Source organism: Rhizobium viscosum (assembly GCF_014873945.1).
Taxonomy (GTDB): domain Bacteria; phylum Pseudomonadota; class Alphaproteobacteria; order Rhizobiales; family Rhizobiaceae; genus Rhizobium; species Rhizobium viscosum.
The window spans coordinates 1,580,364-1,605,145 of record NZ_JADBEC010000002.1; the positions used below are offsets into that span (position 1 = coordinate 1,580,364).

21 protein-coding genes are annotated in these 24,782 nt (G+C 60.8%); 11 read left to right on the forward strand and 10 right to left on the reverse strand.

Translation table 11 applies throughout. The features are described from left to right. Nucleotides 1-6: 6 nt before the first annotated feature. Entirely contained in the window at nucleotides 7-2,334 is a 2,328-nt protein-coding gene (locus tag H4W29_RS28145) for a putative bifunctional diguanylate cyclase/phosphodiesterase (protein WP_192732083.1), read from the reverse strand. 179 nt (nucleotides 2,335-2,513) lie between these two features. On the opposite strand from H4W29_RS28145, the gene H4W29_RS28150 reads away from it, so the two are divergent. Further along, on the forward strand, nucleotides 2,514-3,320 hold the full coding sequence (locus tag H4W29_RS28150) for an ABC transporter substrate-binding protein (RefSeq protein ID WP_192732084.1): 807 nt from the start codon (nucleotides 2,514-2,516) through the stop codon (nucleotides 3,318-3,320). Between the two features lie 152 nt (nucleotides 3,321-3,472). Here H4W29_RS28150 and H4W29_RS28155 read toward each other — a convergent pair whose 3' ends face one another. Continuing rightward, the gene (locus tag H4W29_RS28155; RefSeq protein WP_192732085.1) at nucleotides 3,473-4,807 is read right to left on the reverse strand and encodes a calcium-binding protein; all 1,335 of its coding nucleotides are present in this window, start codon (nucleotides 4,805-4,807) and stop codon (nucleotides 3,473-3,475) included. Between the two features lie 335 nt (nucleotides 4,808-5,142). Next, a complete protein-coding gene (locus H4W29_RS28160) occupies nucleotides 5,143-6,684 on the reverse strand; it encodes a cation:proton antiporter (RefSeq protein WP_192732833.1) in 1,542 nt (513 codons plus the stop codon). Nucleotides 6,685-6,788: 104 nt separating this feature from the next. Between H4W29_RS28160 and H4W29_RS28165 the strand changes: the two genes are divergently transcribed. After that, complete coding sequence (locus H4W29_RS28165; RefSeq protein WP_192732834.1) at nucleotides 6,789-8,012, forward strand: flavin monoamine oxidase family protein; 1,224 nt, start codon at nucleotides 6,789-6,791, stop codon at nucleotides 8,010-8,012. A 57-nt stretch (nucleotides 8,013-8,069) separates the two neighbouring features. Here the strand turns inward: H4W29_RS28165 and H4W29_RS28170 are convergent, their stop codons facing one another. From H4W29_RS28170 to ftsZ, 3 genes are all read right to left on the reverse strand, one after another. Further along, on the reverse strand, nucleotides 8,070-8,375 hold the full coding sequence (locus tag H4W29_RS28170; RefSeq protein ID WP_192732086.1) for a type II toxin-antitoxin system RelE/ParE family toxin: 306 nt from the start codon (nucleotides 8,373-8,375) through the stop codon (nucleotides 8,070-8,072). Continuing rightward, nucleotides 8,375-8,656 carry a type II toxin-antitoxin system ParD family antitoxin gene (locus H4W29_RS28175; protein ID WP_192732087.1) on the reverse strand — a complete coding sequence of 94 codons (282 nt, stop codon included), beginning with the start codon at nucleotides 8,654-8,656 and terminating at the stop codon, nucleotides 8,375-8,377. Before H4W29_RS28175 ends, H4W29_RS28170 begins: the two co-directional genes overlap by 1 nt. Nucleotides 8,657-8,915: 259 nt before the next feature. Next, nucleotides 8,916-9,938 (reverse strand): cell division protein FtsZ, encoded by a 1,023-nt coding sequence (gene ftsZ, locus H4W29_RS28180; protein WP_192732088.1) that lies wholly within the window; start codon nucleotides 9,936-9,938, stop codon nucleotides 8,916-8,918. Nucleotides 9,939-10,180: 242 nt separating this feature from the next. On the opposite strand from ftsZ, the gene H4W29_RS28185 reads away from it, so the two are divergent. From H4W29_RS28185 to glpK, 9 genes are all read left to right on the forward strand, one after another. Continuing rightward, complete coding sequence (locus tag H4W29_RS28185) at nucleotides 10,181-10,954, forward strand: DeoR/GlpR family DNA-binding transcription regulator (RefSeq protein WP_037109761.1); 774 nt, start codon at nucleotides 10,181-10,183, stop codon at nucleotides 10,952-10,954. A gap of 111 nt (nucleotides 10,955-11,065) precedes the next feature. Next, a complete protein-coding gene (gene glpD / locus H4W29_RS28190; protein ID WP_192732089.1) occupies nucleotides 11,066-12,610 on the forward strand; it encodes a glycerol-3-phosphate dehydrogenase in 1,545 nt (514 codons plus the stop codon). Nucleotides 12,611-12,652: 42 nt separating this feature from the next. After that, nucleotides 12,653-13,729, forward strand: a complete 1,077-nt coding sequence (locus H4W29_RS28195) for an ABC transporter ATP-binding protein (RefSeq protein ID WP_192732090.1) — start codon at nucleotides 12,653-12,655, stop codon at nucleotides 13,727-13,729. 9 nt (nucleotides 13,730-13,738) lie between these two features. Next, nucleotides 13,739-14,809, forward strand: coding sequence for an ABC transporter ATP-binding protein (locus H4W29_RS28200; protein ID WP_192732091.1), 1,071 nt, complete (start codon nucleotides 13,739-13,741; stop codon nucleotides 14,807-14,809). 3 nt (nucleotides 14,810-14,812) lie between these two features. After that, nucleotides 14,813-15,679: a carbohydrate ABC transporter permease gene (locus H4W29_RS28205; protein ID WP_192732092.1), complete on the forward strand. Its 867-nt coding sequence runs from the start codon at nucleotides 14,813-14,815 to the stop codon at nucleotides 15,677-15,679. Nucleotides 15,680-15,694: 15 nt separating this feature from the next. Then, on the forward strand, nucleotides 15,695-16,516 hold the full coding sequence (locus tag H4W29_RS28210) for a carbohydrate ABC transporter permease (protein ID WP_192732093.1): 822 nt from the start codon (nucleotides 15,695-15,697) through the stop codon (nucleotides 16,514-16,516). Between the two features lie 12 nt (nucleotides 16,517-16,528). Next, entirely contained in the window at nucleotides 16,529-16,810 is a 282-nt protein-coding gene (locus tag H4W29_RS28215; RefSeq protein WP_192732094.1) for a DUF2160 domain-containing protein, read from the forward strand. 78 nt (nucleotides 16,811-16,888) lie between these two features. Then, nucleotides 16,889-18,619, forward strand: coding sequence for an ABC transporter substrate-binding protein (locus tag H4W29_RS28220; protein ID WP_192732095.1), 1,731 nt, complete (start codon nucleotides 16,889-16,891; stop codon nucleotides 18,617-18,619). A gap of 143 nt (nucleotides 18,620-18,762) precedes the next feature. Next, the gene (gene glpK, locus H4W29_RS28225) at nucleotides 18,763-20,259 is read left to right on the forward strand and encodes a glycerol kinase GlpK (RefSeq protein WP_192732096.1); all 1,497 of its coding nucleotides are present in this window, start codon (nucleotides 18,763-18,765) and stop codon (nucleotides 20,257-20,259) included. Between the two features lie 78 nt (nucleotides 20,260-20,337). On the opposite strand, the gene H4W29_RS28230 is transcribed toward glpK, so the two are convergent. Genes H4W29_RS28230 through H4W29_RS28245 form a run of 4 tightly spaced genes read right to left on the reverse strand, consistent with a single transcriptional unit; the run spans nucleotide 20,338 to nucleotide 24,760 of the window. Beyond that, a complete protein-coding gene (locus tag H4W29_RS28230; protein ID WP_192732097.1) occupies nucleotides 20,338-21,408 on the reverse strand; it encodes an ABC transporter ATP-binding protein in 1,071 nt (356 codons plus the stop codon). 18 nt (nucleotides 21,409-21,426) lie between these two features. Further along, a complete protein-coding gene (locus H4W29_RS28235; RefSeq protein WP_192732098.1) occupies nucleotides 21,427-22,947 on the reverse strand; it encodes a DUF5060 domain-containing protein in 1,521 nt (506 codons plus the stop codon). 32 nt (nucleotides 22,948-22,979) lie between these two features. After that, a complete protein-coding gene (locus H4W29_RS28240) occupies nucleotides 22,980-23,864 on the reverse strand; it encodes a carbohydrate ABC transporter permease (protein WP_192732099.1) in 885 nt (294 codons plus the stop codon). Further along, entirely contained in the window at nucleotides 23,861-24,760 is a 900-nt protein-coding gene (locus tag H4W29_RS28245) for a carbohydrate ABC transporter permease (protein ID WP_192732100.1), read from the reverse strand. The genes H4W29_RS28240 and H4W29_RS28245 overlap by 4 nt, the downstream gene beginning before the upstream one ends. Between the last annotated feature and the right edge of the window lie 22 nt (nucleotides 24,761-24,782).

The window sequence follows — 24,782 nt, forward strand, 5'->3', positions numbered from 1 at the left end:
GGACGATCAGCCGCGCGGAGAGGATGCGGCAACCGACTGTGGCCGCGCGGCTTCAGCTGGTGGCAATGACGACAGGAAATCAGCCTGGGGCAGGGGACGGGAGAACAGGAAGCCCTGCAGGTCGTTGCAGCCGGCAGCAACGAGAAAGTCTCTCTGCCCTTTCGTCTCGACGCCTTCGGCCGTTGTCGCCTTTCCAAGCGTGCGGCTCAAGCCCAGGATCGCAGAAACGATGGCGGCGCCCTCGGCCTGTGTTCCCAGCAACCTTACGAAGGACCGGTCGATCTTGATGCGGTCGATGTTGAACTGAATGAGGTGACTGAGCGAAGAGAAGCCGGTGCCGAAATCGTCGAGCGCAATCCGGATCCCCTGGGATCGAAGCCTGCCGAGTGTGCTCTGCGCGGTCTCGTCGATATTGAAGAGGGCAGCTTCCGTCAGTTCCAGCTCGAGGCGCGATGGCGGCAGGCCGGTTTCCGCCAGGATCGACAGCACATGGCGGTCGAAGTCCCGATGCCGGATTTGCGAGGGCGAGACGTTGACGGCGACCGACATGTCGGCTGGCCAGCCTGCGGCTGCCTTTGCCGCGTTCCTCAGCACCCACCCGCCAAGCTGGTCGATCATGCCCGCTTCCTCGGCGATCGGGATGAACTTGTCCGGCGACAGCAGTCCCTGAGTGGGGTGGCGCCACCGCAGGAGGGCCTCTGCACCCGAAAGTTTTCCATGCGCGTCAGCACGATGCACGCCCTGAAAGAAGACCTCCAGATAGCCGACATCACCTGAACGCGCATTCTCCGCGCTGCCGGGGGGAAGCGTGTGACCTTCCAGCACGAGGCGAAGATCGTTCTTGAGATTTTCCCGTGCCTCGACCCGGTGATCCAGGGAAGGATCATATTCAATCAGGCGGCCGCGCCCGCTGGTCTTGGCTTCGTAAAGGGCGACGTCCGCACGCCGCAAAATCTCGCTGGTTGCATGGGTCGCGTCATGAAAGGCAGTGATGCCGATCGAGCATCCGATGCGGACGACAACATCACCGCCGCGAAGCTGAAACGGCTTGCTCAGGGCCTCGATAATGGCGTTGCAGAGGAGGACGTAGCTATCGTCGCCTTCCCTGACATCGGGAAGAAGCAGGGCGAATTCATCGCCGCCGAGCCTTGCAAGCGTATCGCCTGGGTCGATCAGGGCATTCATCCTGTCGACGGCGCCGCGCAGCAGCTCGTCGCCGGCGGCATGCCCATGAATGTCGTTCACTTCCTTGAATTTGTCGAGATCGACGAGGGCAAGGACGGCGCACTCGCCGGGAGATTTCATGGCCGAAAGGCATTGCTCGAAACGCGCCGCAAAGAGCGCCCGGTTCGGCAGGCCCGTCAATACGTCATGCAGCGAAAGATGCCGCGCGTGATGTTCGCTGGCGCTGAGTTCTCTGAGGCTGCCGCGCAAACGGCCCATTAAGGCGAAGAAGAGGCCTGCGATGACAAGGCCGGCCACGGAGAGCACGGGAACAAGCCGGCCGATGACGCGTGATCCAGGCAGATCCGGCGTCCAGATGATGAAGCCGATCGGATCGCCTGATGCCGTTGCCTCGATTTCGAAGGCAACTTCATTCTGCTCCTGATCCGCGGTGCGGGCATAACGAGCGCCGGCCAGCCCCTGTTCGCGGCTCAGCGTATCGAGCGTGACACCGTCGAGGAAGCGGAATGCCACAAGATAGAGCCTGGTGCCGTCATTCCCTTGCTGCGGATCCACTTTCGAGGAACCCGTGACCGAAACGACGCCGGCGACCGAAGGCCGGCCCTCAAGCCGCATCAGTTCCACCCGGCTGGGTTCCGGATCGGAGCTCGGCCCCTGTGGCGCACCGTCGTGCGTTGCTTCCAGATCCTGGATCATTGGCTGAAGCAGGGGTCGCACCCATTTGAAGCGGCGTTTCGTTTCAGGATCGGACTGTAGGGCAAGCTCGCCTGCCGGGGTCACGAGGAATGCCGCGTTGTAGCCGAATACCGTTGTCGCGATCTTGCCGAATGTCGCTGCCGATGTCGTACCTGCGCGCTCGCTCTTGCCGTCGGCCGGTGCCGAATCTGCCACCAGCAGTGAAGCATAGCCTGCTCCCATCAGCTGGATGTCTTGCGATACGCGCTGGACCTGATCCAGGAGGCGGCTGTTGACGAGTTGGCGCTGCCGATCGAGCGCGGCTGCGTCGCTTTCCCTCCCGGCCCAGATAGCAGCCAGGAACACCAGGCCAAGAATTGCCAGGCCGCTGATCGCAAGCAGCACCAGTATCGACCCGGACGACGTCCAGGTCGCTCTGTGAGCGAATAATCTTAAAGACGGATCAGCAGGCACGCAGTCTTCTCCCGAGCGCCCTGATACTGACCGCGATTGTTTACAAAATGCTTTTCAAGCAGCATCAAAATTAATGGCCCAAAATGATGAGCTTTTTAATCGTTTTGTGATTGGCTGCTCATTGCGCAACGCTTGCCGATGCAAGGTTGGCGATCGGGCTCTACGTCAAGGTGATTGATATGTTGCGATTGGGATCTCTCTACCGTTCGAAGTTCTTCGCATTTGCTTGTGCGGCCGTTGTGTCGGTCGGTATTTTTGTGCCCGCTGCTGTCCGGGCTGCCGAAAACGACAGCATCCGCATAGCCGTCGAGGGTGCGTTTCCGCCGTTCAACTATGTCGATTCCAATAATCAGCTGCAGGGATTCGACGTGGATATCGCCAAGGCCCTTTGCGAGACCGCGAAATTGAAGTGCGAATTCGTCATCCAGGAATGGACGGCGATGATCCCGAACCTGCTCGACAACAAGTATGACGCGATCATCTCGTCGATGTCGATGAGCGCCGAGCGGCGGCAAAAGGTTGCCTTCACGCAGAAATATTATGACAGCCCGACGGTGTTCATCGCGCGCAAGAAGTTCGACATTGCCGGGACGTCAGCCGATGATCTGAAGAAGCTGCGGCTCGGCGTGACGGCAGCAACCTCCCAGGAATCCTACGCCAAGAAATTCTATAGCGGTGTCGCGACGACCGTATTCCAGGCATCGCCGGATCTCTACAAGGGTCTTGCTGACGGCAAGGTCGATATCATCCTGGAAGACAAGCTCGCGGTCTACGACTGGCTCGCAAACACCAAGGCGGGCAGCTGCTGCGAATTCAAGGGCGACGATATCAAGAACACGGAATATTTCGGTGACGGAGCTGGCATCGCCGTGCGTCCGACCGACAAGCCGCTGCTGGACAAGCTCAATGCTGCGCTCGAAGAGATCGAAACCAACGACACCTACGATACGATCAATGCGAAATATTTCCCGTTCAGCATCCGCTAAGGTTGCGGCGCCCGGCTGCGATCTCCCCGGTGTCTCCCCGGCATTGATCGATGGCGGCGGTTTCCGTTTCGCCCGATATCCGTCAACAACAAAAGACCCAGGGCAACAGCCCTGAGTCCCGTTTCAATAATAAAACCGAAGATGGCTGCGGGTTACTTAGCGGCCAGCCGTGCTTTCAGCGCATCGGCCTGCGCCTTCAATTGGGCGCCCTGCTCGGCAGCGGTCAAATTCGTCGTCTGGTTTTCGAACATGATCTGGCCATTGAGGATAGGCACGCGCCCGGTCACGGCCGTCGCCAGCGATTTTCTGGCGTTCGTCGAGGTTGAGGCGACATCCATGCTGCTCTCATCGCCGAAGGCCAGATGGACAGTCATGCCTTTCGACATGTCCAACGTCAGGCTGTCATGCGATCCCTTGAACGAAATCACCATGCTGTCGCCGCGGTCGTCGATGATGATATCATCCTTCGAGTAGCCGGTGAGATTGATGGTCAGGTCGTCTCGCGACAGGATCGTATCTTTGCCGTCGCCCTTGGCGAAATTGACAGTCGAATCTACGCCCGTCAGTCGGATGACGTCATCGCCCGTGCCGCCAGTGACATTGGAATGGGCGCCGGTCTGGATGTAGTCGTTGCCCTCGCCGGCATCGACGGTTTCATAGCCGAAAATCTGGTAGTCCTGACCGGGACCGTTATTGACCGATGTAATGATGACATCGTCGCCTGCTCCGGCCTGAACGGTGGAATAGCCATAGGCAAAGACCAGATCGTTGCCTTCGCCTGCGTCGATCGTCGAATGGTCGCCGCCTTCCATCGCATCGTTGCCCGCGCCGCCGGTAAGATCCACATAGCTGTAGCCAATGACCACATCATTGCCATCGCCGCCAGATGCCTGAGAGTGGCCGCTGACCTGGAGCACATCGTTGCCGCCGCCGCCTGCGACAGTGGAATAATCGGAGGTCTGGACGATGTCGTCTCCATCGCCGGCATCGACGGTTGCATGGTCATATGTCCAGATCACATCATTGCCGGCCCCTGCCGTAACGGACGAATAGGAATAGGTGGAAACGTAGTTGTTGCCCGAGCCCGTCTCGATCGTGGCACCGTCCATGGTCATGATCATGTCGTTGCCGGCACCGGCATGCACGGTCGCGTATGAGCCGGCGAAAACACCGTCGTCGCCGTCTCCGGCATCGATCTCGGCATCGTCTCCGGCCAGGATAATATCGTCGCCGCCGCCGGCGCTGATCTTGGCATGGGCAAGTGCCAGGATGATGTCGCCAGCATCGGTGCCCTGAATCTCGGCACCGTTCATCAAGGCAGACAGGATCGAGGAGTAGGCCTGCTTCGTCGGTTCGTCGAGATGCGACAGCAGATTGCCGAGAATCTGGCCGGCTGCACTTTGCGGTTGGGGTGCATTACCTGCACGACCCAGCAGATATTGTGTATTCGTCCAAATATTGCCCCCGGCGGGAGGGATCTGCATCATGGCCATTCTCCGGATAAACCCACCCTTCGCGCTCATGCGGACGGTGGCTGGTGAATTGCAGGAGCCTCATGCGCCAAACCTATCGTGAGTTGCAATATCTGGTTTGAAGGTAAAACAGCAGTAAACAAGAGTTGGGAGATGTCGCACGGTATACGTACATTCGCTCGGAGAGAAACGCTTTTCGGTTGAAAAATCAGCGATTGCCATGTTGATCGCGACAGTCTGAAGTGGCGTAGCTTCCGGCATGATGGTCGATTGCCAGGACAGGGGCGATGCCGAGGGTTGGGAACGCTGCATCCGACCGGTACATGCCCTTGAGCAATCCTGTCTGTGCCTTAGCTCTCGGTAATGCGCCGATCTTCGTCGGAGCCGACCGAAAGCTGCTTCCAGTCGAGATCTTCCTGCAATTCGAGATATTGCGTCGCGCCGATCTGGTCCTTGTCGCGCAGTTCCTCCAGGCGTTGGCGCTGGGCGATCACGGCGGCGATCGTCAGTTTGCGGCGGCGCTCGAGCGGCGAGGTCCCGCCACGGTCTGAGGGCACTGTCCAGTGGTCCTTGCAGATCGTCCGGATCGCCTCGGCCTCGGCGCCGCCTTCCTTTTCGAGCCGCTGGAACGCCGCCTCGGCGAGCGAACGCCTTGCCGCTTCCAGTTCGTCATCGAATTGGCTTTGCCGCCCGAGTTTCAGGAAGTGGATCATCGGGGCAAGTGTCGCTCCCTGGATGACGAGGGTTGCCAGCACCACGGCAAAGGCTGTCAGGACGACGAGGTCCCGTTCCGGAAAGTCGGCGGGCAGGGCAAAGGCAGTGGCGAGCGTGACGAGGCCACGCATGCCGGACCAGCCGACCAGGAAGGTTTCTCCATGCTTGAAGGGAGCCAGCATTTTGCCGTTCCGGTGGCGCGAAATGACGATCACATGCAGCAGGAAGGCCATCGCAAGGCGCGCCAGGATGACGCCGACCACCACGATGGCGGCAAAACCAAGCGCCCGCTCGAGCGCGTCGGCGGACATGGATTCGACAATGCTGCGCGCCTGCAACCCCATCAGCAGGAAGGCGACGACATTCAGCAGGAAGACGACCGTCGTCCAGACGGCGAAGGAATGCACCCGCATGCGCGGGGAATCGTCGACCGTCGAAAGCGTTGCGATCGTCATGGCGCTCGCAACCGTCGCAAGCACCGCCGAGAGATGCAGATGCTCGGCGATCAGCCAGGTCGAAAAGGCATAGACGAACTGCAGCAGCGTGCCGCCGACCGTATTCTCGGTGATCGGTCGGAGCCGCGAGACGAAGAAGCCGAAGGCGATGCCGAGGAGAATGCCGCCGGGTGCGGCAAAGCCGATCTGGAGCGCCGTCGCGCCATCGAGCCCGCCGCGCGCCTGGACTGTGAGTGCCGCTCCAAACAGCAGCAGCGCCGTTGCGTCGTTAAACAGGCTTTCGCCCTTGAGCAGCGCATCCACACGTCGGTCTACCGGCAGATTGGAAAGCACGGCGGTCGCTGCAGCGGCATCGGGTGGGGCAACGATGGCGCCGAGCGTCACGGCAACCGCAATCGGCAGTCCCACCGTCATCATGCTGATCGACACCACCACGCCTGTTGTCACCAGAACGGCAATGACGGCATAGAAGATCAGCGGCAGCAGCATGCGCCGTGCGGCCCCCATCGGGAAGTCATAGGCGGAATCGACGAGGACGGGTGCGATGAACAGCGCAAGCGCCGTCGGTGGATCGATCGGGATGACTGGCGCACCAGGCAGCATCGCTACGCCGACGCCGGCGGCAGCCAGAATGCCGGGATAGGGAAGGTGCATGCGCCGGGTGATCTGCAGGAGCAGGATGGCGACGGCGAGCAGGGCGACGAGCGTTTCGAAGAAGGTCATGTCGGCAGTGTAGCAGGCTTTCCGTCGCATTGAAGCGGGTGCGGCTCCCATGTAAAGCTGAAGCCTGTCAAGGTGATGACAGAAGGCGGGGCGAAGCCGTGACGATGGACTACGATGTGGCTGTTATCGGCGCCGGCGCGGCGGGCATTGCAGCGGCGCGAAAGCTCGCCGATGCCGGCCGCTCGGTCGTCATTCTCGAGGCCAGCAGCCGCGTTGGCGGTCGTGCCTGGACCGTCGAACTTTCCGGCATGTCACTCGATATGGGCTGCGGCTGGCTGCATTCGGCCGAGCGCAATCCCCTCGTCGCGATCGGCCGCGACGCCGGCTTCACGATCGAGCGCGGGCCGACCGCCTGGCAGAATCAGTGGCGTGATCTCGGCTTCTCGCCGGCAGAACGTGCGGCTGCTGCCGCTGCCTGGGAGGCGCTTGAAGAGCGGCTGCGGGCCAATCCGCCGGCAAGCGACAGGGCCTCGGATGCGCTGGAGCCGGCTGGTGAGTGGAATGCCTATTGCCAGTCGCTGTCAGGTTATCTGAACGGCGCGCCGCTGGAGCGGCTGTCGGTTGCCGATTTCCTTGCCTATGACAGTGCCGCAACCGATGCCAACTGGCGCGTGCACCAAGGCTATGGAAACCTGATCGCTGCTGCCATTCCAGACGTGACCTTGCGTCTTTCGACGCCGGTCCGCCGTATCGCGCTGACCGGTAAGCGCGTGCGGCTGGAAACCGATCGCGGCCCGGTCACGGCAGGTGCGGCAATCGTCACGGTCTCGACCAATGTTCTCGCTTACGGGACTATCGCCTTCGACCCTGAGGCCGATGATCATCTGCATGCCGCAGCGCAACTGCCGCTCGGCCTTGCCGACAAGCTGTTCATGGAGCTCCACGGCAATCATGGCCTCGAGCCGGAAACCCATCTGCTCGGCGATGCCAGGAACGACGAGACCGGCAGCTATTACATCCGGCCGCTCGGACGCCCGGCTGTCGAAGGCTTCTTCGGCGGCAAGGGCGCCGTCGTCATCGAGCAGGCCGGCCTGCTCGACGCCTTCGCCTTTGCCCTCGACCAGCTTTCATCGCTCCTGGGCAACGACATCCGCCGCCACCTGCGGCCGCTTGCAGCCTCGTCCTGGTGCCACACGGATTGGGTTCGCGGCTCCTACAGCCATGCGCTGCCTGGCCATGCGAATGCGCGTACCATCCTTGCACGACCGGTCGGCGGCCGGCTGTTTTTCGCCGGTGAGGCGACACACATATCCGACTTCTCGACGGCGCATGGCGCATGGGCGAGCGGGTTGCGGGCCGCCGACGAGGTGATGGACAGCGCCGGCTAAAGGCTGTTTGGCCTTGGTCACAGATACGCACGCTTTGGCCGCCGCCTAAAGTGTGATCTAGTTTTCCCCGCTTTCGAATTGCCGCCCAGCATAAAGGATGCGCAAGATAACAACCTCTGTCGGTCCAAAGACGAATGCCACGCTTACTCGCCGCTCAAAACCCACGACGCGCAAACCCGGACGGACATGATCACGAATGCTGCCCCGTTCAGGAAATGTCTCAAACCCATCCATAAAGGCCTTGATGCGCGCCACGTAATTGCGGGCGACGGCAGCAGATGCGGATTTTTTGCGGACGAAACCGTAGATACGCGCCAAGTCCAACTCCGCCTCTTCAGTGAGGCGGACCTGATAGCGCTCCATCAATCTTCTTCTCGGTCGATTTCGTCCATTCGCGCTTCCAGGCGCTTCCAGGCTTCGTCAATGGGCAGGGCTTTTGTGGGGTCCGCCTTGTGGGCATCGTAGGTGGCTGCAACTTCTGTGCGCAGCCAGTGCTCGACAGCGTTTTCGCGTTCCTGCAAAGCCCGGAGCCCTTCGCGGATGACTTCACTTTCTGAGACATAATCGCCGTTTGCCACCCGCTGCTTGACGAGATTCGCCATTTCCACCGGCAGCGTGATGCTCAGCTGTTGCGTTGAACGCAAGACTTACACTCCTGTCTTTTCGCCCCTTTATATCACGCGATAGGATAGAATCCTACTCTCTCGTGCCTCAACAATTTCCCTTGGCCGTCAATTCAAAGTGGACGTTCGACCAATTCAAAATGAGATCGACGCGTAGCATTCCTAAGCCTGCCGCAGAGAGCCAATACTACACGTCGGTCGCAATCCGTCTCGCCTGTCACTCCGATGCTCTCGTTCACTGCCGCTACGAGTGTCCGCGGGATGGGCGATCTCGGCAGCCTTATTGCAATGTGCGACCCTGAAGCTGTCCTGCGGCAAAGTCCGGCACGGCAGCCGCCTGATTGTTGCCATCGAGGCCGGTCGCCACGACAGAGACGCGGAACCTTCCGTCCAGGCTGCGGTCGAAGATGGCCCCGACGACGATTTCGGCGTCGTCCTGCACTTCATCGCGAATGCGGCTTGCAGCCTCGTCGACCTCGAAGAGGGTCATGTCGGAACCGCCGGAAATCGAGATCAGCACGCCCTTGGCACCCTTCATCGAGATATCGTCGAGCAGCGGATTGGCAATGGCAGCTTCCGCCGCCTTCATCGCGCGTGCCTCGCCTTCAGCCTCACCCGTGCCCATCATCGCCCGGCCCATGCCGCGCATGACGGACTTCACATCGGCGAAGTCGAGGTTGATCAGGCCTTCCTTGACGATGAGATCGGTGATGCAGCCCACACCGGCATAAAGCACGCGGTCTGCCGTCATGAAGGCATCGGCGAAGGTGGTCTTTGCGTCTGCAATGCGGAAGAGGTTCTGGTTGGGAATGACGATGACGGTATCGGCCGCCTGGCGCAGCGCCTCGATGCCGGCTTCCGCCATCTTCATGCGGCGATTGCCTTCGAAGGTGAACGGCTTCGTGACGACGCCGACCGTCAGAATGCCCGCCGCACGGGCCGCATGCGCGATGACGGGTGCAGCACCCGTGCCTGTGCCGCCGCCCATGCCGGCGGTGACGAAACACATATGCGAGCCGCTCAGGTGATCCATGATCTCGTCGAGCGATTCCTCGGCGGCGGCACGGCCGACTTCCGGCAGGGAGCCGGCGCCGAGACCTTCCGTGACGTGGGCGCCGAGCTGAATGCGGCGCGTCGCCTTGGAGGTCGCGAGCACCTGGGCGTCGGTATTTGCGGCGATGAAATCAACGCCCGCCAGTTTTTCGTCGATCATATTGTTGATCGCGTTCCCGCCACCGCCGCCGACGCCAATCACTGTGATCTGCGGCCGTAGTCCCGTAATGCCGCTCTTGGCGTCTGTCATCGAACTCTCCTTTTGTCCCTCGTGCATGCTCCGCCTCGTCGCGGATAGCGAATCGCATAATACGCTAAGCGCGCAACAAGGCAGAGGCGGGGCGAGCTTTGCAATATCCAAAGGGATTTCAGCACGCGATCATGTTCGAAAGAATCGCGCGGTGAGATTGCTCCTGGGGATCGCACCAGCAGCGATTGCTTTGCGTTGAAGGGAAGTTTGGCTAAAGATGAAAGCGAAACGAAGGAGGGCGCATGTTTCTGTCGGATCGTCAGGAGAAGATCATCGCGCTTGCGAGATCGTCGGGCCGGGTACTGGTCGATGATCTGGCGGCGCAGTTTGCCGTGACACCGCAGACGATCCGCAAGGATCTGAACGATCTTTGCGATGCGCAGCTTCTGACGCGCATTCATGGCGGTGCAACCTTCCCGCGTGGGACGGAGAATGTCCGCTATGATGCGCGGCGCCAGATCGCCGCAACGGAAAAACAGGCAATCGGCGTTGCTGCCGCTGATCTCATTCCCAACAACAGCTCGCTCTTCATCAATATCGGCACGACGACGGAAGCTGTCGGAGAGGCGCTCTCCGATCATCACGAATTGATGGTGATCACCAATAACATCAATGTTGCCAATAGATTACGGCTTATCGACAATATCGAGGTGGTGATCGCCGGCGGTGTGGTACGCCAGTCCGACGGCGGCATCGTCGGGGAGGCGGCCGTCGATTTCATCAGGCAGTTCAAGGTCGACTATGCCGTGATCGGCGCTTCGGCGATCGATCCGGACGGCGCTTTGCTCGATTACGATTTCCGTGAGGTGAAGGTGGCGCAGGCCATCATCGCCAATGCAAGACACGTCATCCTGGTAGCGGATTCGACCAAGTTCGAACGGACGGCACCCGTCCGTATCGGCCAGATTTCGCAGGTCCATACCTTTATCACCGACCAATGCGATTCGCCTTCCATCCGCAATATCTGTCAGCAGAGCGGCGTTGTGCTGGTCGAAACAGCGAAAGTTAATCGCTGATTTTAGCGGTGAATAACATTCGTTTGACATTCGAAAAATTTTCGATTTAATCATCTTCACTTTCGCAATGGTGGGGAACCGTTGCGCTGTCCTGGCTCAAAGAGGGGGAGCATGAGCCGTATCCACGATATTTTCGTCATTGGTGGCGGGATCAACGGCTGCGGGATCGCGCGCGATGCGGTTGGTCGTGGTTATACGGTGGCGCTTGCCGAGATGAACGATTTCGCCTCCGGCACCTCGTCGGGTGCGACCAAGCTCATCCATGGGGGCCTGCGCTATCTCGAACATTACGAGTTCCGCCTGGTGCGGGAATCGCTGATGGAGCGCGAGATCCTGTGGGCCATGGCCCCGCACATCATCTGGCCGCTGCGCTTCGTGCTGCCCTATCACAAGGGCGGCATAAGGCCGGCCTGGATGATCCGGCTTGGCCTGTTCCTCTACGATCATCTCGGCGGCCGCAAGCTGTTGCCGCCGACGGCGGTGCTCGACATGCGCACCGATGCGGCGGCAAAGCCGCTGAAGGCACTGTTTTCCAAAGCCTTCGAATATTCCGACGGCTGGGTCGACGATGCCCGCATGGTGGTGCTGAACGCCCGCGATGCCGCCGACAAGGGCGCGCTGATCCTGCCGCGCACCAGGGTGGTGTCGGCCAGACAGGAGAAAGGTGCTCAGGAGAAGGATGCTGAGGGGAGCGGCGTCTGGACGATCGAGACGATCAATACGGTGACCGGCAAGAGCGAACGCCATCAGGCCCGCATGCTGATCAATGCCGCCGGTCCCTGGGTCGACCATGTCATCCGCTCCGCCTTCGGCCAGAACGAGGCCCGGCATGTGCGCCTCGTCCAGGGCAGCCACATCATCGTGAAGAAGAAGTTCGAGGGACCACGCGCCTATTTCTTCCAGAACCCCGACAACCGCATCATCTTCGCCATCCCCTACGAGACCGACTTCACGCTGATCGGCACCACCGACCGCGACTACACCGCCGATCCGAAAGACGTGAAGATCTCCGAGGAGGAGACGCTCTATCTCTGCAATGCGGCGTCGGAATATTTCAAGGAGCCGGTCAGGCCCGAGGATATCGTCTGGACCTATTCGGCGGTCAGGCCGCTCTTCGACGACGGCGCCTCCAAGGCCCAGGAAGCGACACGTGATTATGTCCTGAAGGTCGAGGGCAAGGCAGGGGAAGCCCCGCTTCTCAATGTCTTCGGCGGCAAGCTCACCACCTACCGGCGGCTGTCGGAACATGCGCTCGAAAAGATCGGCGAGGCGATCGGCGTCAAGGGCCGGCCGTGGACGGCGGGCAGCCATCTGCCGGGCGGCGACTTTGCAGTGCAGGGCTATGAGGGCGAAGTCACGAAGCTGAAGGCGCGCTATCCGTTCCTGGCGGATGCCCATGCCCGCCGGCTGGTCCGCCGCTATGGCACGAAGGCCGTCACGCTTCTCGGCAATGCCGCAAGGATCGAGGATCTCGGCAGGCTGTTCGGATCCGATCTCTACGAGGCTGAGGTGCGCTACCTCATCGAAAATGAATGGGCCAGAAACGCGCAAGACGTGCTCTGGCGGAGAACAAAGGATGGCCTGCGCCTTTCCAAGGAACAGGCAAGATCACTGGAGGAGTACATGGCTGCCATGCCGGCACAGATGGCCGGATAAGGTGGCGTGTGGTCCCCGTTGCGAGGAGGCACGGGAATCGGAATGCTGGAGCTGCGAAACGCCGCCAAGATGGTGGGCGCGGACTATCATATCTATCCGACCGATCTGGTTCTCGAGCGGGGCACGCTGAATGTCCTGCTTGGGCCGACCTTGTCGGGCAAGACATCGCTGATGCGGCTGATGGCGGGGCTTGATCGGCCGACCGAAGGCTCCGTGCATTTCGACGGCGCCGATGTCACCGGCATGCCGGTGCAGAAGCGCAATGTCGCCATGGTCTACCAGCAGTTCATCAACTATCCGGCACTGACCGTCTATGAGAACATCGCCTCGCCGATGCGCATTTCCGGCAAGGATGCGACTGCGATCGACCGCGATGTGCGCAAGGCAGCCGAACTCCTGAAACTGACGCCCTATCTCGATCGCACGCCGCTCAATCTCTCCGGCGGCCAGCAGCAGCGCACCGCGCTCGCTCGCGCCCTCGTCAAGAATGCCAGCCTCGTGCTGATGGATGAGCCGCTCGCCAATCTCGACTACAAACTGCGCGAGGAATTGCGCGAGGAACTGCCGAAGATCTTCGCCCAGTCGGGTGCGATCTTCGTTTACGCCACCACCGAACCATCAGAAGCGCTGCTGCTCGGTGGCAATACGGCGACGCTGAACGCTGGCCGGGTCACCCAGTTCGGGCCGACGATCGACGTCTATCGCCGGCCGGTCGATATCGCCACCGCCGGCATCTTCGCCGATCCGCCGCTGAACGCCATCGAGGTCACCAAAACAGGCCATGTCTTCGTGCGCCCAGGCGGAGGCACGCTCCCGGTTCCGGCCCATCTTTCCGCCGTGTCTGATGGACCGGTGACCATCGCCTTCCATCCGCACCACCTCGGGCTTGCGCCGCAGACCGGCGATGCTGCTCGCCTCAAGGCGCGCACGCTGGTGTCGGAAATCACCGGCTCGGAGAGCTTTGTACACCTGGACTATGACGGCGTGCGCTGGGTGATGCTGGCACACGGCATTCACGACATCGATCCAGACATGGAAATCGAGGCCTTTCTCGACATGCGCCACCTGATGGCCTTCGGCGCAGGCGGGCAGGCTATCGCCACGGTTGGAAAGGTTTAGGAGAGCACAATGGCACGCATCACGCTCGACCATATCCGCCACGCTTACGGCGCCAATCCAAAGAGCGACAAGGATTATTCGCTGAAGGAAGTCGACCACGAGTGGAACGATGGTGGCGCCTATGCACTACTCGGCCCCTCGGGCTGCGGCAAGACCACGCTGCTCAATATCATCTCGGGCCTGCTGCAGCCGTCGCATGGCCGCATTCTGTTCGACGGCAAGGATGTCACCGACCTTTCGACGCAGAGCCGCAACATCGCGCAGGTTTTCCAGTTTCCTGTCATCTACGACACGATGACGGTCTACGACAATCTTGCCTTTCCGCTGCGCAACCGCGGCGTAGCCGAAGCGGATGTCGACCGGCGTGTGCGCGACATTCTCGAAATGATCGATCTCGGCGGCTGGGCGAGGCGTAAGGCGCAGGGCCTGACCGCCGACCAGAAGCAGAAGATCTCGCTCGGGCGCGGGCTGGTGCGCAACGACGTCAACGCCATCCTCTTCGACGAGCCGCTGACCGTCATCGATCCGCATATGAAATGGGTGCTGCGTTCGCAGCTGAAGCGGCTGCACAAGCAGTTCGGCTTCACCATGGTCTACGTCACCCATGACCAGACCGAGGCTTTGACTTTCGCCGAGAAGGTGGTGGTCATGTATGACGGCCAGATCGTCCAGATCGGCACGCCAGCCGAACTCTTCGAGCGGCCAAGCCACACGTTTGTCGGCTATTTCATTGGTTCGCCCGGCATGAACGTGATGCCGGCAAAGATCGACGGTAGCACCGTCAGGGTCGGCGACGAGACGCTGACACTCGACTATGCGCCGAAGACCGAAGGCGCAGCCAAGACCGAACTCGGCATCCGGCCGGAATTCATCCGGCTCGGACGGGAGGGCATGCCTGTCTCGGTGAGCAAGGTCGAGGATATCGGCCGCCAGAAGATCGTGCGCGCCCGTTTCGCCGGCCAGCCGATTGCAATCGTCGTGCCTGAGGATGGCGAAATCCCTGATGATGCCCGCGTCAGCTTCGATCCGTCAGCCATCAGCATTTACGCCGACAGCTGGCGCGTCGGCAGGGAGGCCTGAGCCATGCAGAAGACGTGGAACAACAAAGCCTGGTTTCTGGTCCTGCCAGTGCTGCTGCTTGTGGCGTTTTCGGCCGTCATCCCGCTGATGACCGTCGTCAACTATTCGGTGCAGGATACATTCGGCAATAATGAGTTCTTCTGGGCCGGCACCGACTGGTTCGTCCAGACCCTGCATTCCGACCGTTTCTGGGAAGCATTACAACGCAACCTGCTCTTCTCCTTCATCATTCTGGTGCTGCAAATTCCGCTCGGCATCTTCATCGCGCTCAACATGCCGAAATCGGGGCTGGGCGTTCCTGTCTGCCTCGTCTTGATGGCGCTGCCGCTGCTTATTCCGTGGAACGTCGTCGGCACGATCTGGCAGGTCTTCGGCCGTGTCGATATCGGCCTGCTCGGCCATACGCTGGAAGCGATGGGCCTCGACTACAACTATGTGCGCGATCCGGTCGATGCCTGGGTGACCGTCATCATCATGGACGTCTGGCATTGGACGAGCCTTGTTGTGCTGCTCTGCTATGCCGGTCTCGTTTCGATCCCGGATGCTTATTATCAGGCGGCCAAGATCGACGGCGCCTCGCGCTGGTCCGTCTTCCGCTACATCCAGCTGCCGAAGATGAAGCGCGTGCTTCTGATCGCCGTGCTGTTGCGCTTCATGGACAGTTTCATGATCTATACCGAACCCTTCGTCGTCACCGGCGGCGGCCCCGGCAACTCGACGACCTTCCTCTCCATCGATCTGGTGAAGATGGCGGTCGGCCAGTTCGATCTCGGCCCGGCGGCGGCCATGTCGATCATCTACTTCCTCATCATCCTGCTGCTCTCCTGGGTGTTCTACACCGTGATGACCAGCGGCGACGCGAACGGCTGAACGGGGGGCGCAGATATGACCAGCAAATACAAACCCGCAGGCAGCCTTTCCTGGCTCGTCCCGACCATCTACATCATCTTCCTGATCCTGCCGATCTACTGGCTCGTCAATATGAGCTTCAAGGAGAATGCCGAGATCACCGGCGCCTTCTCGCTGTGGCCGACAAACCCGACGCTGCGCAACTATGCGGTCATCTTCACCGATCCGTCCTGGTACAACGGCTATATCAATTCGATCATCTATGTGGTGATGAACACGGTGATCTCGGTCGCCGCAGCACTGCCGGCGGCTTACGCCTTTTCGCGCTACCGCTTCCTCGGCGACAAGCACCTGTTCTTCTGGCTTTTGACCAACCGCATGGCGCCGCCGGCGGTCTTCGCGCTGCCCTTCTTCCAGCTCTATTCGGCCTTTGGCCTGATCGACACGCATATTGCCGTCGCACTCGCCCACTGCCTGTTCAACGTGCCGCTGGCGGTCTGGATCCTCGAAGGTTTCATGTCCGGTGTGCCGAAGGAGATCGATGAGACGGCCTATATCGACGGCTATTCCTTCCCGCGGTTCTTCATCAAGATCTTCATTCCGCTGATTGCGAGCGGGGTGGGTGTTGCGGCCTTCTTCTGCTTCATGTTCTCGTGGGTCGAGCTCCTGCTCGCCCGCACGCTGACGACGACGGCCGCAAAGCCGATCTCGGCCATCATGACGCGCACGGTCTCGGCGGCCGGCATGGACTGGGGCGTGCTGGCGGCAGCCGGCGTGCTGACCATCATTCCGGGCGCCCTCGTCATCTATTTCGTTCGCAACTACATCGCCAAGGGCTTTGCCCTGGGCCGCGTCTGAGGAGGACCGGACATGAGCTTTTCCTGGATGGCCTGGACGCTGCCGACGGCGCTCTTCTTCCTGACGATCCTTCTGCTGCTGATCGGCATGAGCGTCTGGGAATATTTTGCGCCGGGGGGATCGCCGCGTGTTGGCTTGCTTCGTTTCGAGACGACGCGCGGCGACCGGCTGTTCATTTCGCTGCTCGGCGCGGCATTCATTCATCTTGCATGGCTGGGTCTCATCGGACCCAACCTGTGGTGGGCTCTTGGCATCTCCGTGGTCTACGCCATCGGCGTGTTCCGTTACGTGTGATTCCAAGGTGATACGGAGGCCGGGGGTACTGGCCGCCTGAGACGTAGAGACTGCAATCGCTAAACCTGGGAGGATATTATGCGACGGCACTTATTGACGACGACAGCAGGCTTGCTGCTGGCGATGACAGCATCGGCCTATGCCGGCATGGACGAGGCCAAGACGTTCCTCGACAAGGAAATCGGTGACCTTTCGACGCTTCCCCGCGCCGACCAGGAAAAGGAAATGCAGTGGTTCGTCGATGCCGCGAAGCCTTTCGCCGGCATGGACATCAAGGTCGTGTCCGAGACGATCACAACCCATGAATATGAATCGAAGGTGCTGGCACCGGCCTTTACGGCAATCACCGGCATCAAGATCACCCATGACCTCATCGGCGAAGGTGACGTGGTCGAAAAGCTGCAGACGCAGATGCAGTCGGGCGAAAACATCTATGACGCCTATATCAACGACTCGGACCTGATCGGCACCCATTGGCGCTACCAGCAGGCCCGCAGCCTGACCGACTGGATGGCCAACGAAGGCAAGGATGTCACCAATCCCGGCCTCGACATCGACGACTTCATCGGCAAGTCCTTCACCACGGCGCCTGACGGCAAGCTCTATCAGCTGCCCGACCAGCAGTTCGCAAACCTTTACTGGTTCCGCTACGACTGGTTCAACGACGAGAAGAACAAGGCGGACTTCAAGGCGAAGTACGGCTACGATCTCGGCGTGCCGGTCAACTGGTCGGCCTATGAGGATATTGCCGAGTTCTTCACCGGTCGCGAGGTCGGTGGCAAGAAGGTCTATGGCCACATGGACTACGGCAAGAAGGACCCGTCGCTCGGCTGGCGCTTCACCGACGCCTGGCTCTCCATGGCCGGCAATGGCGACAGGGGCATCCCGAACGGCAAACCCGTCGACGAGTGGGGCATCAAGGTCGATGAGAACTCGCGCCCGGTCGGTTCCTGCGTCGCGCGTGGTGGCGATACCAACGGCCCTGCTGCGGTCTATTCCATCCAGAAATATCTGGACTGGATGAAGGCCTATGCACCGGCCGCTGCCCAGGGCATGACCTTCTCCGAATCCGGCCCGGTCCCCTCGCAGGGCGAAATCGCCCAGCAGATGTTCACCTACACGGCCTTCACCGCCGACTTCGTCAAGGAAGGCCTGCCGGTCGTCAACGCGGACGGCACGCCGAAATGGCGCTTCGCGCCGAGCCCGCATGGCGTCTACTGGAAGGACGGCATGAAGCTCGGCTATCAGGATGCCGGCTCCTGGACGCTGATGAAGTCCACGCCTGACGATCGCGCCAAGGCGGCCTGGCTCTATGCCCAGTTCGTCACATCAAAGACTGTCGACGTGAAGAAGAGCCACATGGGCCTGACCTTCATCCGGCAGTCGACGCTGGACCACAAGTCCTTCACCGATCGTGCGCCGAAGCTCGGCGGCCTGATCGAGTTCTACCGTTCGCCGGCCCGCCTGCAGTGGTCACCGACCGGTACGAACGTTCCCGACTATCCGAAGCTCGCGCAGCTCTGGTGGCAGGCAATCGGTGACGCTTCGTCAGGCGCAAAGACGGCGCAGGGAGCAATGGACTCGCTTTGCTCCGAGCAGGAAAAGGTGCTGCAGCGCCTCGAACGCGCCAAGGTGCAGGGCGACATCGGCCCGAAGCTCGCCGAGGAGCACGATCTCGAATATTGGAACAAGGATGCCGTCGCCAAGGGCAACCTCGCTCCGCAGCTGAAGATCGAAAACGAGAAGGAAAAGCCCATCACCGTCAACTATGACGAGCTCGTCAAGAGCTGGGCCGAAGCCAAGAAGTAGGCTGATCGACCGGGCCTCAAGCCCGGCAGCCATCAGACCTTCCCGGCGGCGTGCCGGGAAGGTCGACACCACTTCCAGAACAAAAACGAAGGCAGAGCTGCCGTTCCGGCGGGACGATGGCTGCTGCGCAGGAAACAGATGTCATGAGCGGCCACATCCTTGCCATCGACCAGGGCACGACATCCTCACGAGCCATAATTTTCGACCCTCAGATGCGGACCGCATCGTCGGCCCAGACGGAGATCACACAGCATTTCCCGCAGACCGGCTGGGTGGAGCACGATGCGAGTGAGATCTGGGACACGGTGCTTTCGACGGCCCGCGATGCGCTGGCAAAAAGCGGTGTGACGCCGGGCGCAATTGCGGCCATCGGCATCACCAATCAGCGGGAAACGACCGTCGTCTGGGAAAAAGCCACCGGCCGGCCGCTTCACAAGGCGATCGTCTGGCAGGACAGGCGCACGGCGGAAATGTGCGACCGGCTGAAGGTCGATGGCTATGAAAAGCTCTTCACTGCCAAGACCGGCCTGCTTCTCGATCCCTATTTTTCCGGCACGAAACTGCGCTGGTTGCTCGACAATGTCGAGGGACTGCGTGCCCATGCCGAAGCCGGAGAGGTCTGTTTCGGTACCATCGACAGCTGGATCATCTACAAGCTGACCGGCGGGCGGGCACATGTCACAGATGCGACCAACGCCTCGCGAACTCTGCTCTACAATATCGCCGAAAACTGCTGGGACGACGAACTTCTCGAGATCCTGCGCATCCCGCGGGCGCTGCTGCCCGAGGTCAAGGACAGTGCTGACGATTTTGGCACGGTCGATCCTGACATCTTCGGCGCGGCGATCCCGATCCTCGGGGTCGCGGGCGACCAGCAGGCGGCAACGATCGGCAATGCCTGTTTCGAACCGGGCATGGTGAAATCGACCTACGGCACCGGCTGTTTTGCGCTCCTGAATACCGGTGATGACCGTGTGCACTCCAAGAACCGGTTGCTCACCACCATCGCCTACCGCTTGAATGGCAGGACCACCTACGCACTGGAAGGGTCGATCTTCATTGCCGGTGCTGCCGTGCAGTGGCTGCGCGATGGTCTCGGCATTATCGGGAAAGCATCTGAAACCGGCGCTTTGGCTGACAGAGCCGATCCGCAGCAAAGGGTCTATGTCGTTCCCGCCTTTACCGGGCTCGGCGCTCCCTACTGGGATCCGGAGGCACGCGGCGCGATCTTCGGCCTGACGCGCAACAGCGGCCCGGCGGAACTGGCGCGCGCGGTCCTCGAATCGGTCGCCTACCAGACGCTCGATCTTCTGGTGGCGATGCGAAGCGATTGGGGCGACCATCCGATCGAAACAGTGCTGCGTGTCGATGGTGGCATGTCGGCTTCCGAATGGACCATGCAGCATCTCGCCAACATTCTCTCAAGCCCCGTCGACCGGGCAGCGACTTTGGAGACGACAGCGCTCGGTGCAGCCTGGCTTGCCGGATCGAAGGCCGGTGTCTGGCCGGGCCAGAACGATTTTGCGCGCGCCTGGGCGAGCGACCGCAGCTTTGAGCCTGACATGACTGACATAGACAGGCAGGCGAGAATTGTCGGCTGGCGCAACGCGATTGCGCGAACACTCAGCACGGTGACCTGACTGGGGCGGACCACCACCGTGGAGAAAGAGCCGGGCGGTGTCAGGCCGCCCGGCTCATTGATCTGTCCATCTGGAGTCTCAAGCGTCGAGCCGGTTCTGCGTCTGCCGGTCGAAGAAATGTACCTTCGGGGTCGCAAAAGACAGTTTGACGCGCTGTTCAGGGACGAGATTTACGCGTTCGCGCAGGACCCAGGTCAGCTCTTTGCCCTCGACTTCGATGGCGACATGGGTTTCCGACCCGGTCGGCTCGATCACCTTCACGATCGCTTCGACACCTTCCTCGCCACCGAGCGAAATATCCTCAGGACGGATGCCAAGCGTCAGTGGCTTGCCGGCGGAATTCTCCGGTGCCTGCGAGAGCTTGACGTGTCCTCCACCGGGAAGAGCGAGGCTCGGGCTACCGTCGGTCTCAAGTGTGCCCTCCAGGAAATTCATCGCCGGTGAGCCGAGAAAGCCGGCGACGAAGATATTGCGCGGCCGGTCGTAGAGCTCGAGAGGGCTGCCGATCTGCTCCACCCTGCCACCCTGTAACACGACGATCTTGTCGGCCATGGTCATCGCCTCAATCTGGTCATGCGTGACATAGACGATCGTCGTCTTCAGGCGCTGATGCAGAGCCTTGATCTCGGCCCGCATCTTGACGCGGAGTTTCGCGTCGAGGTTCGACAGCGGCTCGTCGAACAGGAAGACTTTCGGATCGCGGACGATGGCACGGCCCATGGCGACGCGCTGGCGCTGGCCGCCGGAAAGCTGTGCTGGCTTGCGCTCCAGAAGCGGCTGCAGGCCAAGGATGGCGGCGGCTTCCGCCACCTTCCTGTCAATCTCTGGTCGCTTGGCACCGGCGAGCTCCAGCGCAAAGCCCATATTCTGGGCGACCGTCATCTGCGGATAGAGTGCGTAGTTCTGAAAGACCATCGCGATATTGCGGTCCTTCGGCTGCAGATTGTTGACGACGCGTCCGTCGATGCTGATCTTGCCGGCGCTGATATCTTCAAGACCGGCAATCATGCGCAGCAGTGTTGACTTGCCGCAGCCGGACGGACCGACAAGGATGACGAACTCGCCATCGGCGATATCGACATCGATGCCATGGATGATGTCGACCGCGCCGAAGGATTTTTTGACGTTCTGGATGTTCAAGCCGGACATGGGCTCCTCCTTAAATCCCTAGCGCTTTCTGCGCACGCGCAGCGCCTGATGCGGCTTGCGCGGAAGCTTGACGCCGAAAGCCGCATCCGGCTTGCCGCCGCGCACGATCGCGCCATGACGGGTCGGATGCGGGATGGGTGCGGCGACCTTCTCGGCCGGCGTGATCGTCATCTCCCAGGTGTCGATGATATCGACATCGTAATTGTCGTCGTCGAGTGGCAGGCCTGATGACCAGATGACCGGCTGGTGCTCGCCGAGATAGATCAGCCGGAAATCGCCGTCGCTATCCCTTGCACCAGAGACGCGTGACCAGGGCCATTCTCCGAGAACGCCGAGCGGTTCCAGCCCGTGCTTGACGTCGGCCTCGAGCAGATCACGCAGGAAGCCGATGCGTTTCCAGGCCTCGCCGCGCAGCTCGCCGCCCTTCGCCCACCAGATCAGGTCATCGGGATGCGAATAGGTCTCGCCATGGCCGGCATAGCCGCCGCGCGCCATGGTGATCCAGTAGCGATGCACGAGTTCCCGGGCCGAAAGATTGCCCCAGGATTGCAGGATATCGCCTTCATATTCCGGTTCGTCGTTGACGACGGGCTTGCCATAGGCGTTGCGCCATTCCTGCGTGCGCTTGACGTCGGGGTTCTGGATGCAGGTATGGGTCACCCAGGGTTTGCGATGGTCGAAATTCGCCGTCACGTCGCCATTATGGATCGAACGCAGGTGCTGGTAGGGATCGTTTTCTTCCAATATGTGGAAGTAGCGATCCCACTGTTCCATCGGCTTGGTGTCGATCAGGAAGTCATATTCATTGGCAAGTGACCACCAGACGTTCCGGTAGGCGGAAAGCCGCGCCGCCAGATAGGCGACATAGCGGAAATCCTGCTCGGCCGACATGTCGGCGTAGCCCCAGCGGTCATAGGGGTGGAAGATGATGATGTCAGCCTCGATGCCGAGTGCGCAAAGGGCCGCCACCTGCCGGTCGAAATGCTGGAAAAGCGCCGGGTTCGGCCGGTCGAAATCGAGCCTGCCGTCGGCGCCCTTTTCGAAGCAGGCATGCAGCGGCTCGTTGGTATTATAGGGATAGTCCTTCGGGAAGACGCCCATGCGGATCTTGTTGAAACGCGTCTTCTTCAGGGTTTCCAGAGTCTGTTTCTGCATCTCCAGCGGCTGGTGTGTCCAGGCGTAGCATGTCGTGCCGAAGGAGAAGAAGGGAGTGCCGTCAGCGTAACCGAAATGGAACTTGTTGCGTACCCGCACAGGGCCGTGATTGCCGAGTGACGGTGCAGTTACTGCAAACGAGCCCGTCTTGCCGTCAAGGGCAGCCGTCTTCGAACGCGTCCTGAAGGACCATTCGCCCTCGACGTCAGGCATGAAGCGGATGCGATAGGTGCCGTTGCCATCATAAAAGCCGGGCACGCGGACCTCGCGGCTCTTGTGGGTGAACACGGCATCGAATGCCACGTCGAGATAGGGATTGCCTTCGGACGGGCCGGCGAAGGCCGCTTCGAACACGCCCCATTTTTCGACTGCTGCATCGGACATTCTGTCTCTCCTCGTAGAACAAGATTTCGGTATCAGCCCTTGACGGCCCCGGAGGTCAGTCCGGACACGAAGTAGCGCTGGAACATGAGATAGACGATCGTCGCCGGCAGGACGGTCATGACGATCGCGGCGTTGAGCTGGCCGTAATTGCTGGAAAACTGGCCCTGGAACGACATCAGGCCGAGCGGCAGGGTCCACATGTGCTGGTCCTGCAAAAGGACGAGCGCCATCGCGAATTCGTTCCAGGTGGACACGAAATCGAGGATCAGCAGGGCGGCAAGAACCGGCAGGCAGACCGGCAGGAAGATCCGCCGGAAGATGGTGAAATGCGTCGCGCCGTCGATGAGGGCAGCCTCCGACAATTCCTTCGGAATGCCCTTGAAGAAGCCGTGTAGGATGAAGACCTGGTAGGGGACGCCGAAGGCGATATAGGGCAGGATGACGCCCGGATAGGTGTCGATCAGCCCGAAGGAATTCACCAGCGTGAAGAGCGGGGCCAGCATCACCTGGAAGGGGATCATCGTGCCGAAGACGACGAGCAGAAGCAGCGCCTTGCTGATCCTCAGCTTGATCTTGGCAAGCGCGTAGGCAGCCATTGCCGACAGCGCGAGGCCGAGCGGCACCTTGATGACGGTGATGATGACGCTGTTGAAGAAGGAGCTTGCGAAATTGCCGCGACTCCAGGCGTCGGCGTAGTTTTGAAAGGCGAGTTCGGTCGGTGGCATGAAGGCGCCGGTGCTGGTGACCGCGGCCGGTGTCTTCAGCGAGGTGAAGACGATGAAGACGAAGGGTGCCACCCAGATCAGGGCCACAAGGACAAGGGCGATCCACAAGCCGATGAGGATGGGATCCCGCTTCAGGCGAAGCGGCTTGGTATCGATGTCGATATCATCGGCTTGCGCTCCGAGAACTGTCACGATTCGACCTCCTCATGCTTTTGCGTCCAGCGCAGATAGGGGATGACAATCGCCATGGTGATCAGAAGCAGCACGACCGAGATCGCTGCACCGCGGCCGAAATCGAAGATCTGCATGGCCTGGGTGAAGGCCCAGAGCGCCAGCATCTGCGTCGACTGCGCGGGGCCGCCGCCAGTCAGGCCATAGACGATGTCGAAGGCCTTCAGCGACGAGATGATGGAGAGAACCAGAACGATGGTGATGGTGGGACGCAATGCCGGCAGCGTGACGTGCTTGAAGACCGCCCAGCGGCCGGCGCCATCGATGCGGGCGGCTTCCACCAGCGTCTGCGAGACGTTCTGCAGGCCTGCCAGGAACAGCACCATCGAGAAGCCGACGGTCTGCCAGAGATAGGCGATGAAGACGGAATAGAGGGCAATGTCCTTGTCGCCGAGCCAGTCCTTGATCCAGGTCTGCATGCCCCAGGAGGTCAGCATCTGGCTGAACAGGCCAAAGAAGGGATCGTACATCCACTTCCACATGGTGGCGACGGCGATTGGCGCGATAATGACGGGCAGGTAGAAGATGGCGCGCAGGCTGTTGCGGCCAAAAATCTTCTGGTTGAGGCTGAGCGCCAAGAGCAGCCCGACCAGCGGCGGGAAGATCAGGCTCATCAACGTCCAGATCACGGTGTTCTTGAAGGCGACCCAGAAGACCGGGTCGCGCGTGAAGATTGCCGTATAATTCGCAAAGCCGACGAAGGGGCGCTGCGGGTCGAGCCCGTTCCATTTCTGGAAGCTGATGACGACCACATTCAGCATCGGGTAGAGCGCGAAGATCGCGTAGATGGCCAGAGCCGGGACGAGCAGGATGAAGGCCTGCACGCGGGGATCATGAGTTGTTTGGCGCAATGACATGCTCACCTCCGGGCAGGGCGTT